The organism is Erythrobacter sp. (assembly GCF_024305245.1).
Taxonomy (GTDB): Bacteria; Pseudomonadota; Alphaproteobacteria; order Sphingomonadales; family Sphingomonadaceae; genus Erythrobacter.
The window spans coordinates 1-12,691 of record NZ_JAMWYX010000016.1; the positions used below are offsets into that span (position 1 = coordinate 1).

At 63.6% G+C, this 12,691-nt stretch carries 12 protein-coding genes and 1 pseudogene; 10 read left to right on the forward strand and 3 right to left on the reverse strand.

Annotated elements, in window-relative coordinates; all coding sequences use genetic code 11:
- Nucleotides 1-125 precede the first annotated feature (125 nt).
- Together Q0L48_RS15875 and Q0L48_RS15880 are read right to left on the reverse strand one after the other, a co-directional pair.
- Nucleotides 126-575, reverse strand: coding sequence for a MaoC family dehydratase (locus tag Q0L48_RS15875; protein ID WP_296722590.1), 450 nt, complete (start codon nucleotides 573-575; stop codon nucleotides 126-128).
- Complete coding sequence (locus tag Q0L48_RS15880) at nucleotides 575-1,657, reverse strand: CaiB/BaiF CoA-transferase family protein (protein ID WP_296722592.1); 1,083 nt, start codon at nucleotides 1,655-1,657, stop codon at nucleotides 575-577. Before Q0L48_RS15880 ends, Q0L48_RS15875 begins: the two co-directional genes overlap by 1 nt.
- Nucleotides 1,658-1,778: 121 nt before the next feature.
- Between Q0L48_RS15880 and cysD the strand changes: the two genes are divergently transcribed.
- The 10 genes and pseudogenes from cysD to Q0L48_RS15930 all read left to right on the forward strand — a co-directional run bounded on the left by cysD (nucleotide 1,779) and on the right by Q0L48_RS15930 (nucleotide 11,827).
- Nucleotides 1,779-2,741 carry a sulfate adenylyltransferase subunit CysD gene (gene cysD, locus Q0L48_RS15885; RefSeq protein WP_296722594.1) on the forward strand — a complete coding sequence of 321 codons (963 nt, stop codon included), beginning with the start codon at nucleotides 1,779-1,781 and terminating at the stop codon, nucleotides 2,739-2,741.
- Nucleotides 2,741-4,654: a sulfate adenylyltransferase subunit CysN gene (gene cysN, locus Q0L48_RS15890; RefSeq protein ID WP_296722596.1), complete on the forward strand. Its 1,914-nt coding sequence runs from the start codon at nucleotides 2,741-2,743 to the stop codon at nucleotides 4,652-4,654. Before cysD ends, cysN begins: the two co-directional genes overlap by 1 nt.
- Nucleotides 4,655-4,675: 21 nt before the next feature.
- Nucleotides 4,676-4,942: a DUF2061 domain-containing protein gene (locus Q0L48_RS15895; protein WP_296722598.1), complete on the forward strand. Its 267-nt coding sequence runs from the start codon at nucleotides 4,676-4,678 to the stop codon at nucleotides 4,940-4,942.
- Nucleotides 4,939-5,694 carry a 3'(2'),5'-bisphosphate nucleotidase CysQ gene (locus tag Q0L48_RS15900; protein WP_296722600.1) on the forward strand — a complete coding sequence of 252 codons (756 nt, stop codon included), beginning with the start codon at nucleotides 4,939-4,941 and terminating at the stop codon, nucleotides 5,692-5,694. The genes Q0L48_RS15895 and Q0L48_RS15900 overlap by 4 nt, the downstream gene beginning before the upstream one ends.
- Before the next feature lie 109 nt (nucleotides 5,695-5,803).
- A pseudogene (locus tag Q0L48_RS15905) lies at nucleotides 5,804-7,069 on the forward strand (nucleotide sugar dehydrogenase).
- Between the two features lie 2 nt (nucleotides 7,070-7,071).
- A complete protein-coding gene (locus tag Q0L48_RS15910) occupies nucleotides 7,072-8,328 on the forward strand; it encodes a glycosyltransferase family 4 protein (protein ID WP_296722601.1) in 1,257 nt (418 codons plus the stop codon).
- A 107-nt stretch (nucleotides 8,329-8,435) separates the two neighbouring features.
- Entirely contained in the window at nucleotides 8,436-9,740 is a 1,305-nt protein-coding gene (wecC, locus tag Q0L48_RS15915) for a UDP-N-acetyl-D-mannosamine dehydrogenase (RefSeq protein WP_296722605.1), read from the forward strand.
- The gene (gene wecB / locus Q0L48_RS15920; RefSeq protein ID WP_296722607.1) at nucleotides 9,737-10,873 is read left to right on the forward strand and encodes a non-hydrolyzing UDP-N-acetylglucosamine 2-epimerase; all 1,137 of its coding nucleotides are present in this window, start codon (nucleotides 9,737-9,739) and stop codon (nucleotides 10,871-10,873) included. Before wecC ends, wecB begins: the two co-directional genes overlap by 4 nt.
- Before the next feature lie 79 nt (nucleotides 10,874-10,952).
- Complete coding sequence (locus tag Q0L48_RS15925) at nucleotides 10,953-11,102, forward strand: hypothetical protein (protein ID WP_296722608.1); 150 nt, start codon at nucleotides 10,953-10,955, stop codon at nucleotides 11,100-11,102.
- Nucleotides 11,099-11,827 (forward strand): hypothetical protein, encoded by a 729-nt coding sequence (locus Q0L48_RS15930; protein ID WP_296722609.1) that lies wholly within the window; start codon nucleotides 11,099-11,101, stop codon nucleotides 11,825-11,827. Before Q0L48_RS15925 ends, Q0L48_RS15930 begins: the two co-directional genes overlap by 4 nt.
- Here the strand turns inward: Q0L48_RS15930 and mmsB are convergent.
- A complete protein-coding gene (gene mmsB / locus Q0L48_RS15935) occupies nucleotides 11,824-12,690 on the reverse strand; it encodes a 3-hydroxyisobutyrate dehydrogenase (protein ID WP_296722611.1) in 867 nt (288 codons plus the stop codon). The two genes, Q0L48_RS15930 and mmsB, sit on opposite strands and share 4 nt — an antisense overlap.
- Nucleotide 12,691 lies beyond the last annotated feature (1 nt).

The window sequence follows — 12,691 nt, forward strand, 5'->3', positions numbered from 1 at the left end:
TCCTCGAAGTGCTCGAAGCCCGCCGCGCCGCTGATGCCAGCGGTGAGCGCGCTGCTGCGGCACTGGGCCGCGCTGCACGCGCCCGCATCCTGCTGTGGCAGGCGCTGGGCGGAGATATCGGAACATCAAGCGCGGCGATTGAGCAAGGCTGACCGTTCGCACCGGCACACCACCTCGCCGCGCTGATTCCACATTTCGTGGACAAAGGTGACGATCCCGGCGTCCGGACGCGACTTGCTCGCGCGCAGTTCCTTCACCTCGGTCACCGCGCGCAAGGTATCGCCGATGAACACCGGGTTGGGGGTCACCACCTTGTCGAACCCGAGATTGGCCACCAGCGTGCCCAGTGTGGTGTCGCCGACCGATAGCCCGACCAGCAGCGCAAAGGTGAAGGTCGAATTGACCAAGATTTGCCCGAACCCGCTGGCCTTGGCCGCCTCGACATCGAGGTGCAGCGGCTGCGGGTTGTGCGTCATGGTCGAGAACAGCAGGTTGTCTGTCTCAGTCACGGTCCGGCGGATCTCGTGTTCGATCCGGTCGCCAACGATCCACTCGTCGAAGAACTTGCCCGCCATTATGCGCCCCTCTTCCAGCGCGCGACCACATCCGTGCCGTCATCGGCGCTGGATCGCACTGCACCCGGCGTCCGGCTGAACCGCGGTGCGGGGGCGGTGTGCCATTCGCCTTCATGTTCGACATAGGCACCGCGCGCCTTCATGTGCGGATGGTCGCGCGCCTCGTCCAACTCGAGCACCGGAGCGAAGCAGGCGTCCGATCCTTCGAGCAGCTCGCACCATTCGGCTTGCGTTTTCGTCGCGAACAACGCCGCGAGCTTTTCCGCATTTTCCTCCCAGTTGGCGGCGTTCATCTGACCCTGCGCCATATCCGCAGGCGCGCCCGCCTTGACGAGCAGCTCGGCATAGAATTGCGGCTCGATCGCTCCGAGCGAGATTTCCTTCCCGTCGGCGCAAGTGAAGCAGCGGTAGAAATGCGCCGCGCCGCCGAGCATCCCCTTGCCGCGCTCGGTGGTTATGAAGGGCCTGCCGCGCACACCGAAGAAAAAGCTCATCAGGCTGGTCGTCCCGTCGACGATCGCGGCATCGACCACCTGCCCCTTGCCCGATCGTTCGCGTTCATACAGAGCGGCCATGATCCCGAAGGCGCAATACATCGACCCGCCGCCGAAATCGCCGACGAGGTTCTGGGGCGGAATGGCAGTCTCGTCGGCCTTACCGATGGCCGCCAGCGCGCCCGTAATCGCGATGTAGTTGATGTCGTGCCCGGCCGCTGTGCTGAGCGGGCCGTCCTGCCCCCAGCCGGTCATCCGGGCGTAAACGAGGCGCGGATTGCGGGCGAGCAGCTCGTCCGGCCCCAGCCCCAGCCGTTCCATGACGCCCGGGCGAAAACCTTCGATAAGCACATCAGCCTGGCTTGCCGCCTCGCGGCACATTGCTCGGCCTTCATCGGTCTTGAGATCGAGCGGCAACCGGTGCCGGGCGCGTTCGACCACCGGATTGCTGACCTGCGTGCCGGGCCGCTCGATCCGAACCACCTCCGCGCCCAGATCGGCCAGCAGCATTGCGACGTGCGGGCCGGGCCCGATGCCGCTGAATTCGATCACCTTTAGCCCGGAAAGTGGGCCGCTCGGCTGGTTCATATGCCTCTCCTTTTCGTGATGCCTGTGGCGCGTCGACGTGCGCAGAGCAAGCCTTGAGGTGGATGCATCGCCGTACTGGCACCGCCCGCCTGCCGTGATGGCGCCGCATCCAAGCCCTGCCATGGCGAAGCAAAGGCAAATTTGCTTGCCTTGTGCAGTGCAGCGTATAGCAGCACGCGCCATGCGTAGTCTTACCCATCTCGAGCGGCTTGAGGCCGAGAGCATCCATATCTTCCGCGAAGTCGTTGCCGAGGCAGAAAACCCGGTCATGCTCTATTCGGTGGGCAAAGACTCGTCGGTGATGCTGCATCTGGCGCGGAAGGCCTTCTATCCTGCGCCCCCGCCCTTCCCCATGCTCCACGTGGCCAGCGGATGGGATTTTTCCGATCTCATCACCCACCGCGACAAGACCGTGCGCGAATATGGGCTACGCCTCATCATCGCCGAGAACGAAGAGGCCGAGGCGCAGGGCATCAACCCGTTCGACACCGGAAGCGCGCTCTATTCGCAGGCGCAGCTCACCGATCCGCTCAAGCGCGCCCTGACGGCCCACGGGTTCGACGCGGCTTTCGGCGGCGGGCGGCGTGACGAGGAAAAGGCACGGGCGAAAGAACGCATCTTCAGCTTTCGCACCGCCGCGCACCGGTGGGATCCGAAGAACCAGCGTCCAGAGCTGTGGAACCTCTACAACGCCAAGAAATCCAAGGGCGAAAGCATCCGCGTCTTTCCGATCTCGAACTGGACCGAGCTGGATATCTGGCAGTATATCGCGCTGGAAAACATCGAAATCGTGCCGCTCTATTTCTCCAAGCCGCGCCCCACGGTGGAACGCGACGGGATGATCCTTGTGGTCGATGACGACCGCTTTCGTCTGGAACCGGGCGAGGAGCCGGAGACCCGCTCCGTCCGGTTCCGCACGCTCGGCTGCTACCCATTGACCGGCGCGACAGTGAGCGATGCTGCGGACATGAACACGATCATCCAGGAAATGCTCCTCGCAACCAGTTCCGAACGGCAGGGCCGCGCGATCGACAAGGGACAGTCCGCCTCGATGGAAGACAAGAAGCAGGAGGGGTATTTCTGATGGACACGCCCTCTTCCTTCCAGACCGATGCTCTCATCGCCGAGGATATCGACGCCTATCTGCACGCCCACCAGCACAAGAGCCTGCTGCGCTTCATCACCTGCGGCAGCGTGGATGACGGCAAGTCGACGCTGATCGGGCGGCTGCTTTACGATTCCAAGATGATCTTCGAAGACCAGCTTGCCGCGCTCGAAAGCGACAGCAAACGCCACGGCACGCAAGGCGAGGAAATCGATTTCGCGCTGCTGGTCGATGGCCTCGCCGCCGAACGCGAACAGGGCATCACGATCGACGTCGCCTACCGTTTTTTCACCACGGAAAAGCGCAAGTTCATCGTCGCCGACACGCCGGGGCACGAACAATATACCCGCAACATGGTGACCGGCGCCTCGACCGCCGATCTGGCGGTGATCCTTGTCGATGCGCGCAAGGGGATGCTGCAGCAGACCCGGCGGCATTCGTGGCTCGTCCACCTGCTCGGCATCCGTCACGTGGTGCTGGCGGTGAACAAGATGGATCTGGTGGGTTACGATCAAGCCACCTTCGACGCGATCGTCGCCGATTATCGCAGCTTTGCGAAGGACATCGGGATCGAGCAATTCACCGCCGTCCCGATCTCCGGTTTCAAGGGCGACAACATCACCGCTGCGCCCTCGGCCAACACGCCCTGGTATGAAGGCCCGGCGCTGATCCAGCATCTGGAAACGGTCGAAGTCGATAATGCCGCCGCGCAAGCTCAGCCGTTCCGGATGCCGGTGCAGTGGGTCAACCGCCCCAATCTCGACTTCCGCGGCTTTGCCGGACTGATCCCGAGCGGCACTGTGCGCGTGGGCGATCCGGTGCGGATCGTGCCGTCCGGCAAGACCAGCACGGTCAAGGCAATCACGACCTTCGATGGCGAGCTTCAGGAAGCGGTCGCCGGACAATCCGTCACCATCAGCCTGACCGACGAGGTCGATTGCAGCCGCGGCGATGTGATTGCCGCTGCGGGCGATCCGCCGCAGGCCTCCGACCAGTTCTCTGCCACCCTGGTGTGGATGGACGAGGAAGCGCTGAAGCCCGGACGCGGTTACTGGCTCAAGCTGGGCACCCAGACCGTCACCGCCACGGTCCAGCCGCCCAAATACGAGATCGACGTCAACAGCCGCGAGCATCTGGCGGCCAAGACGCTTGAAATGAATGCCATCGGGGTCGCCGAGTTCGCCACCGACAAGCCGATCACCTTCGAGCCTTACGCAGACAATCGCCAGCTCGGCGGTTTCATCCTGATCGACAAGTTCACCAACGCGACCGTGGCGGCAGGCATGATCGCCTTCAGCCTACGCCGCGCGGACAACGTCCATTGGCAGCCGACCGCGATCACGCGCGAGGATCACGCCGGCATGAAGAACCAGACACCGCGCGTGCTGTGGTTCACCGGGCTTTCGGGCAGCGGCAAATCGACCATCGCCAACGAGGTCGAAAAACAGCTCAACCTGATGAACCGTCACACCTTCCTGCTCGACGGCGACAATGTACGGCACGGCCTCAACCGCGATCTCGGCTTTACCGAGGCTGACCGGATCGAGAATATCCGCCGCGTCGGCGAAGTGGCCAAGCTGATGGCGGATGCCGGGCTGATCGTGCTCACCGCCTTCATCAGCCCGTTCCGCGCGGAGCGGCGCATGGTGCGCGACATGCTGCCCGAAGGCGAGTTCATCGAGATCTTCGTCGACACCCCGCTCGAAGTGGCTGAAACCCGCGACGTAAAGGGCCTCTACAAGAAGGCGCGCGCTGGCCAGCTCAAGAACTTCACCGGTATCGACAGCCCGTATGAACCGCCGGAGAGCCCTGAAATTCGCGTCAATACGGTCGACATGACCCCGCAGGAAGCGGCGCGCTTCATCATCCAGCAGATCCTGCCGCTCAAGTAAGCTCGCCAGAGGAGACCTGCAATGTTCCTGTTCAGCGGTCGCGAGGCCCACAGCCGGTCTCTGGCCAAGGCAGCGAGTTGGCGCATATTGGGCAGCATCGATACCTTCCTGCTGAGCTGGCTGTTCACTCGCTCGGCCAAGGCGGCAAGCGCCATCGCCTTGACCGAAGTGCTGACCAAAATGGTGCTCTACTATTTCCACGAACGTGCGTGGAGCTCGGTGCGATGGGGGATGAAACCCGATGATGCTCCACCAGTGCTCGCCCCGTCGCCGGAAACACTTGGATGAGTAACATCTTCATGGACGATGCCGAACTCGCCGCCCGGCTGGCCGAGGCAGCAGGCCGCCTGCTGGTGGAGGTGAAAGCCAGCGCGATGTTGGACGGCAAGGCGCTGGGCAAGGCCGGCGATGCAACCGCCAACCAGTTTCTGTGCCACGCGCTCCGGCACCTGCGCCCGGAAGACGGGCTGCTCTCCGAGGAGGAGAAGGACAATCCCGCGCGCCTGTCCAATCGCCGGGTCTGGATCATCGATCCAGTCGATGGCACGCGTGAATATGGCGAACAACGCAGCGACTGGGCGGTGCATGTCGCGCTCGCGGTGGATGGCGCGGCGATCACCGGCGCGGTCGCGCTGCCGGGGCTGGATGGCGGCGTGGTGCTGCGCTCCGACCGGCCGCAGCCGCTTGCCCCCATGGCCCAGCGCCCGCGCTTCCTTGTCAGCCGTACGCGCCCCGCGCGCGAGGCCCAGCTTGTGGCCGCGGCGCTCGGCGGCGATCTGGTGCCGATGGGCAGCGCCGGAGCCAAGGCGATGGCCGTGGTGCGGGGCGAAGCCGAAGTCTATCTCCACTCTGGCGGACAATACGAGTGGGACAGCTGCGCGCCAGTGGCGGTGGCACAGGCATACGGGCTGCATTGTTCGCGCATCGATGGGTCGCCGCTGGTCTATAACCAACCCGATACCTACATGCCCGATCTGCTGATCTGCCGCCCCGAATGGACCGAGCGCGTGCTCGCCGAAGTTACGCGGGTCGGCGCCTGAAACCATGCATCGCCGGGCCATGCCAGCCTGCCCGTTGTGCATTGCAACATCGGCAGCCGCTTGCTACGCGCTTTTACTTATTACTGGGTCGCGCCGCTGAGGATCATCTGTGAAAGTTGCTATTTTCGGACTGGGTTACGTCGGCTCCGCTGCCGCAGGGTGCCTCGCCAGCCAAGGGCACTCCATAATCGGCGTCGACGTCAGCGATGCCAAGGTCGCCGCGCTCAACTGAGGCCGCGCCCCGGTCTACGAGCCCGGCCTTGATGATCTGATGGCCGCCGCTCGTGCCGATGGCCGGATCAAGGCCGTGACCAAGCTGACCGACGAACTCGACGATTGCGATGTCGCGATCGTCTGTGTCGGCACGCCGAGCGGCGTCGATGGCGCGCACAACATGAGCTACATCGCGCAGGTCACGCGCTCCATCGCCGCTGCGTTGAAGCCGGATCGCGCGGCACCGCTCACCCTCGCCTACCGCTCCACCATGCGGCCCGGAAGCTGCGAAAACATCATCTGGCCGATCCTGCAGAGCCATCTGGGTAATGCGGCGGAAAACGCGGTTGAGCTGGTCTACAATCCCGAATTCCTTCGCGAAGCCTCGGCCATCGAAGACTTCTTTAATCCCCCCAAGATCGTGATCGGCACGCTGGGCGGGCAGCCTTCAGCCAACATGGCAAAGCTCAACGAGGGGATCGACGCACCGCTGTTCGAAGTCGGCCTGCGCGAGGCGGAGATCACCAAGTTCGCCGATAATTCCTGGCACGCGGTCAAGGTCGCCTTTGCTAACGAGATCGGGCGGGTGTGCCAGAACCTCGGTATTTCCGCGGGCGATGTGCACGCCATTTTCACGAGCGACACCAAGCTCAACTTGTCGGCCTACTACACCCGCCCCGGCGGGGCGTTCGGCGGATCGTGCCTCCCCAAGGATGTGCGCGCGCTGCAATATATCGCCGCCGATACCGGTTCAGCCACCCATCTTGTGGATGCGCTGATCCGGTCTAACGAAGCGCACAAGCACCACCAGTTCCTCGCCGCCACGCGAGGATTGGAGCCCGGCGCCAAAGTGCTGCTGGTCGGCCTCGCCTTCAACCTGGAGACCGACGATCTTCGCGAAAGCCCGGCGGTCGATATGGCGCGCAAGCTGCTTGAAGCAGGCTTCGATCTCGATATCTACGACCCCAAGGTCGCGCCCGACAATCTGGTCGGCCAGAACCTCGGCTATGCCTATTCGGTGCTGCCGCGGATCGACGGGTTGATGGTGACCAAAGATGTCGCCGAAAGTCGCGATTACGCGCGCATCATCGCCACCAACCGGCTGATCGATACGCTCAGCATCGACCCTGCAAAACTGGTCGACACCAGCAGCATCGGCTGACGATGAACACCGCGCTTGCCGCCAGCATCACCGCCGAAGAAGGCATTCCGGCAGTCATCGAAGGCGAGCCGCTGAAGGGCCGCCACGTGTTGATCGTGGTCGAAAACCTGCCCCTGCCGTTCGACCGGCGGGTGTGGCAGGAAGCGCGCACGCTGAAGGCGGCAGGCGCGCATGTCTCGATCATCTGCCCCACCGGCAAGAGCTACGAGAGCCGCTTCGAAGTGATCGAAGGCATCGACATCCACCGCCACACCCTCCCGCTCGAACCCAAGGGCGCGATCGGCTTTCTGGCCGAATATGGCGCGGCGCTGTTCTGTGAAACGCTGCTGGCGTGGCGCATCCATAGGAAACGCCGGATCGATGTGATCCAGGGCTGCAACCCGCCCGATCTGATCTTCCTTGTCGCGTGGCCGTTCAAGCTGCTGGGCGTACGCTACATCTTCGATCACCACGATATCAATCCCGAGCTTTACGAAGCCAAGTTCAACAAGCGTGGGTTCTTCTGGTGGCTAATGGTGCTGTTCGAAAAGCTGACCTTCAAGGCGGCCGATGTCTCGATCGCAACCAACCATTCCTACCGCAAGATCGCCATCGAGCGCGGCGGGATGGCGCCTGACCGCGTCCATGTGGTGCGTTCCGGCCCCGACATGTCGAAGCTCAAGCGCGTTGCTCCGGTCGAAAGCTGGAAGAATGGCCGTGCACACATGGTCGGCTATGTTGGCGTGATGGGCGAGCAGGAGGGGATCAATCTGCTGATCGACGCGGTCGAACATGTGGTGCGCCAGATGAAGCGCGAGGATATCCAGTTCGTGCTGGTCGGCGGCGGGCCTGCGCTGGCCGAACTGAAGCAACTCACCGCTGCGCGCAGCCTCGCCGATTTCCTCACCTTCACCGGCCGCGCGCCGGATCAGGACCTGTTCGAAGTGCTCTCGACCATGGACCTCGGGGTCAATCCCGACCGCGTGAACGCGATGAACGACAAGTCGACCATGAACAAGATCATGGAATATATGAGCCTCGGCAAGTCGATGGTGCAGTTCGACGTCACCGAAGGGCGGTATTCGGCGCAGGAGGCTTCGCTCTACGCCGAAGCCAACAATCCGGTCGATCTGGCCGAGAAGATTGTCGCGCTGGTCGACGATCCGGCCGCGCGCGAGAAGATGGGAGCCTATGGCCGCGAGCGGGTGGTGAGCGAACTGAACTGGCAGCACCAGATCAATCCGCTGCTGGATGCTTACATGCAGGCTTTGGCGAAGTAGGATCGGCCTGCAACACGCCTGAAATGGTGAAAATCCCGGCAAGCCTAACGCGATTTTAAGGGCTTCGTGGCCAAGGTCCTCCCCGTGAACCGCGGGACAGTGACCTAATGAACGCACCCTTTGATGCCACCGCTGCGCTGGGGCGCAAGGCGGCCGATCATCCCTTGCCCGACCATCAGGTCGCGGTGATCGGGCTGGGCTATATCGGCCTGCCGACCGCCGCGCTGCTTGCCTCCTACGGCTGGAGCGTGTGCGGGGTGGACGTTTCCCAGAAGGTGGTGGACACCGTCAACGCGGGCGGCGTGCATATCGAGGAACGCGATCTAGACAAGCTGGTGCATGACGCGATCACCGCGCAAACACTGGTCGCTTCGACCGAGGTGCCGACTGCCAGTTTCTACATGATCGCCGTGCCCACCCCGCTGGGGCCGGACAACGCGCCCGACATTTCCTATGTCGAAGCCGCAGCCCGCGCGATTGCGCCCAAAATCCTGCCGGGCGCCTGCGTGATCGTCGAAAGCACCTCGCCGGTCGGCACCACCGAACGCGTGGCAGCGATCATCGCCGAATTGCGCCCCGATCTGGTGGTGCCGCGCGACGGCAGGAATGACGAAGCGGACATCGCGCTCGCCTATTGCCCCGAACGCGTCTTGCCGGGACGGATCGTCAACGAACTCGTCAACAACGACCGCGTGATCGGCGGCGTGACAGCCGCCTGCGCCGAACGCGCGGCGGTGCTTTATACCAGTTTCGTGAAGGGCGATTGCCTCTACACCACCGCCCGCGTGGCCGAGACGGTGAAGCTGGTCGAAAACAGCTTCCGCGATGTGAACATCGCCTTTGCCAACGAATTGTCGATGATCGCTGATGTGATCGGGGTGGATGTGTGGGACGTGATCCGGCTGGCTAACCGCCACCCGCGCGTCAACATTCTGCAACCCGGCCCCGGCGTGGGCGGGCATTGCATCGCGGTCGACCCGTGGTTTTTGGTCGCGGGCGCTCCCGAAGCCGCGCGGATGGTACGCACCGCGCGCGAAGTAAACGATCACAAGGCGGTGCACACCGAAAGCAAAGTGCGGGCGCTGCTGGACGCCGCGCCGCAAGGCAAGGTCGCGCTGCTCGGCCTCGCCTTCAAACCCGACATTGATGACTTCCGCGAAAGCCCCGCGCTCGAAATCGCCGAAGCGCTGTCCCGCACGCACGGCAATCGCATATTGTTGGTGGAACCCTTCACCGCAGCCCTGCCCAAGGCGTTCGCGGGATCGGGCGCACAACTGGTCACGCTTGACGCGGCGCTGCGTCAGGCCGAAATCGTGGTGGTGCTGGTCGATCACACTGCGTTCAAACACCTGTCCCCTGCCGATCTGGCGGGCAAGCTGGTGTTCGACACCCGCGGCATGCTGCAGCGATGAGTGAAGCGCGCGCGCTGCCGCGCATCCTCGTCACCTTCGGCACCCGGCCTGAAGCAATCAAGATGTTCCCCGTGGTCGATGCGCTGCGGAAAAGCGGACGCTTCGATGTGAAGGTTGTGGTGACAGCCCAACACCGCGAATTGCTGGATTCGGTGCTCGCTTTAGCCTCGCTCAGACCTGACCTTGACCTCGACCTGATGCAGCCTAGCCAGTTGCTCGATGCGCTGTCGGCCCGCATTCTGACGCGTTTTGGCGAAGCTTTGGACGACTTGAAGCCCGATCGGGTGCTGGTTCACGGCGATACCCTGACCACCATGATGGCGACGCTGGCGTGCTATTTCCGGCGGATTCCGGTGGGGCATGTCGAGGCCGGATTGCGCAGCGGCGACATCTATTCACCATGGCCGGAAGAAGTGAATCGCAAGGTGACAGGCGCAGTCGCCGACCTGCATTTCGCTCCGACCGAGACAGCTGCCGCCGCGTTACGTGCTGAAAACGTGCCGCAAAAATCCATCCACGTAACGGGCAACACCGTGATCGATGCGCTGATGTTCGCGCAAGGCCGGGTCGCCGCCGATCCCGCACTCGCCCCCGCCATCGCGCCGTTGAAGGCACGCTTTGCGGGTAAGCGGATCATCGCCGTGACAGCTCACCGGCGCGAGAATTTCGGTGCCGGAATGACGCAGATTGCTTCCGCCTTACAGCAGCTTGCCGCGCGCGATGATGTCGCAATCATCTATCCGCTGCACCCCAACCCCAACGTCGCACAGGTGATGCGTCCGGCGCTGGCGGGATATGAAAATATCGCGCTGATCGACCCGCTGGATTACCTGGATTTCGTCGCGATGATGGCCGCTTGCGACATTGTCCTGACCGATTCCGGCGGGATTCAGGAGGAAGCCCCCAGCCTCGGCAAGCCGGTGCTGGTGATGCGCGACACGACCGAACGGCCCGAAGGCGTGGCAGCCGGAACCGCGCGCCTGGTGGGCGCTGATGCCGGTGCTATTCTTGCCGAAACCAGCCGGTTGCTGGACGATGCGGCGGCCTATCATGCGATGGCCAGGGCGCATAATCCTTATGGTGATGGCAACGCCAGCCGCCAGATTGCAGGCATCATTGCCGCACTGCATTAAGCCGCATCAAGGCCGCTGCCGCACCAGATAAAGATAGTAGACGGCCGCGTCCGCCGCGATCAGACTGGCACCCACATCGATGATCCAATTCATCTTGAACGGGCCACAATCGATCACCGATTATCCGCTCCGCAGCCAGACGATCCTCGCCTTTGCCGGACTTGCTCTGGTGATGCTGGCCCGAGGCGCCAGCGAACACGGTCGCATTCGCAGGGGCGCGCGGACATGATCGCGCGGATTATCTGGCTCGGCGCGCTGCTGGCCATCGCGTTGCTGACAGCAATGTTGCAGCTGGACAAACAGTCCGAAACCACCCCCGCCTTGGCCCAGGCAGTGCCCGGACCGCTGCGCGACTTTGCGCAGACGCGGGTCACTGCCGCTGCAATCGAAAGCGGCGATCCCGCCACTGCCCTCGCCGAGGCAGAACGGTTGGTCCGTCGCCGTCCGGTGCCGGCTGAATACCTGACCTTGCTGGCTGTGGCACAGGCCAAGGCCGGGCAGGCCGAACAGGCCGCCATGACCATCCAGATCGCCGGCCAGCGCGGCTGGCGCGAGCCGCTGGCGCAGGAAACCGTGTTGCGGCTGGCATTGCAGGCGGGCGATGAGGCCGAGGCCCCACGCCGTTATGCCGCGCTGTTTCTGCGCAGTGCCACGCCCGATCAGCTGCTGGTCGAGCTGGGTCCGCAGGTGCTGGGCAATCCATCGGGGGCAGGCCGCCATACCATCGCCGACATCGTCAGCGGGGCGGAGCGGTGGCACAACCTGTTCCTGCGGCGCGGGCTGCAGGTGATGCCGAACGATCCCTTCATCGAAATCGTCAGCACCAGCATGACGCAGGGCGCAGCGTTCGACTGCGGATTGCTCGCACAGACGGTCAAGGGCCTGCGACAGCGCGATCCCGCTGCGGCGGCGCAACTGCAGCAGGCGATCAGCCCGCGCTGCGATGAGAGCTAAAGCGTGCGGATGATGCTGGAGAAATCCAGCCCGGCATTGTCCTTTGCAAAAGCCTCGTAGATCGCCTTGGCATGTTCGCCGAGCTCTACCTTGGCGCCCGATTTCGACGCCGCCTCCATCGCCAGCCGCAGATCCTTGAGCATCAGGCCTGCCGCGAATCCTCCTTGGTAGTCATTGTCGGCTGGGCTGACCGGGCCGACGCCGGGGACGGGGCAATAAGACGTCATCGACCAGCACTGGCCGCTCGATACGCTGGAGATGTCGTAGAATGTCTGCGCATCCAGCCCCAGCTTCTCGGCCATGGCGAAGGCTTCGCAGGTGCCGATCATCTGGATCGCCAGCAGCATGTTGTTGCAGATCTTGGCGGCCTGCCCGTTGCCCGCGTCCCCTGCATGGATCACCGCCTTGCCCATCTCGGCAAGGATCGGCTGGGCGCGGCCGAAGGCTTGCGGAGAGCCGCCCACCATGAAGGTCAGCGTGCCGCCATTGGCCGCAGCTATCCCGCCCGAAACTGGCGCATCGACCATCTGGTATCCGTGCGCTTCGGTCACTTCGATGACCTCGCGCGCAGTGGCGACGTCGATGGTAGAGCAATCGAGCAGAATCGCGCCCTCAGGCGCGTGGCCGATCACATCGTCCCAATAGACCTGCTTCACGATTCCGCCGTTGGGCAGCATCGAGACGACCGCTTCGGCGCCTGCGCAGGCTTCCTTGGCGGTGGCAAAGGTTGTGCATCCAGCCTCACGCGCAGCGGCAAGCGCCTGTTCGCTGAGGTCGAAAGCGCGGACTTCGTGGCCCGCCTTCACAAGGTTCGCGGCCATCCCGCCGCCCATGTTGCCGAGGCCGATAAAGGCGATTTTCATG

Coding starts and splice junctions, on each gene's coding strand:
- Q0L48_RS15875 (WP_296722590.1), bottom strand. CDS start 575: ATGGCGGGCAAGTTCTTCGACGAGTGGATCGTTGGCGACCGGATCGAA.
- Q0L48_RS15880 (WP_296722592.1), bottom strand. CDS start 1,657: ATGAACCAGCCGAGCGGCCCACTTTCCGGGCTAAAGGTGATCGAATTC.
- cysD (WP_296722594.1), top strand. CDS start 1,779: ATGGCGAAGCAAAGGCAAATTTGCTTGCCTTGTGCAGTGCAGCGTATA.
- cysN (WP_296722596.1), top strand. CDS start 2,741: ATGGACACGCCCTCTTCCTTCCAGACCGATGCTCTCATCGCCGAGGAT.
- Q0L48_RS15895 (WP_296722598.1), top strand. CDS start 4,676: ATGTTCCTGTTCAGCGGTCGCGAGGCCCACAGCCGGTCTCTGGCCAAG.
- Q0L48_RS15900 (WP_296722600.1), top strand. CDS start 4,939: ATGAGTAACATCTTCATGGACGATGCCGAACTCGCCGCCCGGCTGGCC.
- Q0L48_RS15910 (WP_296722601.1), top strand. CDS start 7,072: ATGAACACCGCGCTTGCCGCCAGCATCACCGCCGAAGAAGGCATTCCG.
- wecC (WP_296722605.1), top strand. CDS start 8,436: ATGAACGCACCCTTTGATGCCACCGCTGCGCTGGGGCGCAAGGCGGCC.
- wecB (WP_296722607.1), top strand. CDS start 9,737: ATGAGTGAAGCGCGCGCGCTGCCGCGCATCCTCGTCACCTTCGGCACC.
- Q0L48_RS15925 (WP_296722608.1), top strand. CDS start 10,953: ATGATCCAATTCATCTTGAACGGGCCACAATCGATCACCGATTATCCG.
- Q0L48_RS15930 (WP_296722609.1), top strand. CDS start 11,099: ATGATCGCGCGGATTATCTGGCTCGGCGCGCTGCTGGCCATCGCGTTG.
- mmsB (WP_296722611.1), bottom strand. CDS start 12,690: ATGAAAATCGCCTTTATCGGCCTCGGCAACATGGGCGGCGGGATGGCC.